Source organism: Microbispora hainanensis (assembly GCF_006874475.1).
Classification (GTDB): Bacteria; Actinomycetota; Actinomycetes; order Streptosporangiales; family Streptosporangiaceae; genus Microbispora; species Microbispora hainanensis.
This window is the reverse complement of the sequence record NZ_VIRM01000143.1, coordinates 1-1,296: the sequence shown is the minus strand read 5'-3', so window position 1 is coordinate 1,296 and position 1,296 is coordinate 1. Positions and strand designations below refer to the sequence as shown.

At 68.1% G+C, this 1,296-nt stretch carries 1 protein-coding gene and 1 pseudogene; one reads left to right on the top strand and one right to left on the bottom strand.

Annotated features, from left to right (window positions below; genetic code table 11):
* Positions 1-136 precede the first annotated feature (136 nt).
* Positions 137-325, bottom strand: a complete 189-nt coding sequence (locus tag FLX08_RS39870) for a hypothetical protein (RefSeq protein WP_142625429.1) — start codon at positions 323-325, stop codon at positions 137-139.
* A gap of 203 nt (positions 326-528) precedes the next feature.
* On the opposite strand from FLX08_RS39870, the pseudogene FLX08_RS39865 reads away from it, so the two are divergent.
* A pseudogene (locus FLX08_RS39865) lies at positions 529-1,287 on the top strand (IS256 family transposase); the annotation flags it as partial.
* Between the last annotated feature and the right edge of the window lie 9 nt (positions 1,288-1,296).

Genomic DNA, 1,296 nt, shown 5'->3' with positions numbered 1-1,296 from the left:
CGGTGGTGCACACCAGAGTCTAGGCCCCTAGACGAAATGCCGTCTATCCCTCTTGACAGTACGGTTTTGAGGGGTTTGCCAGTTGCTGGGTCCACGGCCCGGATCGCCGAGCGCCGGTTAGGGACACCGCGCGGGCTCACCGCGCCATTCCCGTCAACAGGGCTGCCCAGATCTCGCGCGCCTGGCCGAGGGGCCAGCGGTGGGTCTCGCGGATCTCGGGGGCGTCCTCGTTCTGGAGGGTGCGCCGGATGAACCCCTGTCCGCCCGCCTGGCACAACTCATAGACCATGGCCAGGCAGTCGCAGGTCCAGGCGAGCACGCGCACCCGCGCTCCGTCCGAGGGCTCGAACCATGCCAGCTTCTTGCACCCAGGTTCCCGGCGATCGGGTTCGCGTCCGGGGAGATGGTGTGCGGGTGATCAAGCCCTGCGGTTGGTGCGGGTGAGATCGATGTGACAAGAGACGGCCACTTCGTAATCCTTCGATTCGCACATTCAGACACGAAGGGGATGAAGTGGCCGTCAATGACATTGTGCCCGCTGCCGGGGACTACTTCGACGAGACTCTCGCCGCGGCGAGCCCGGACCTGCTGCGCACGATGATCCGCGAGTTCGCGCAGCGGATGATGGACGCCGAGGTCGAGCAGCTGTGCGGGGCCGGCTACGGCGAGGTCAGCAGCGAGCGGGTCAACTCCCGCAACGGCTACCGCAGCCGGGAGTGGGACACCCGGGCCGGGACCATCGAGCTGGCCATCCCCCGCCTGCGGTCGGGGTCGTACTTCCCGGACTTCCTGCTGGACAAGCGCCGCCGGGCCGAACGGGCGCTGACCAGCGTGGTGGCCACCTCCTACCTGCTGGGTGTGTCCACGCGGCGGATGGAAAAACTCGCCGAGTCGATGGGCATCACCAAGCTGTCCAAATCGCAGGTGTCGAAGATGGCCGCCGAGCTGGATGAGCTGGTCGCCTCGTTCCGGTCCCGGCCTTTGGACGGCGGGCCGTACACCTTCGTCTGGATCGACGCGCTCACTCAGAAGGTGCGTGAGGGCGGGCGGACGGTGAACGTGCACTGCCTGATCGCCACCGGTGTCAATGCCGACGGGCAGCGGGAGATCCTCGGCCTGGACGTCGTCTCCTGCGAAGACGGGGCGGGCTGGCTGGCGTTCCTGCGCGGCCTGGTCGCCCGCGGCCTGTCCGGCGTCCTGCTGGTCACCAGCGACTGCCACGCCGGGCTACGTGACGCGATCGCCGCCACGCTGCCCGGCGCCTCCTGGCAGCGCTGCCGCACGCATTGAAGCCGT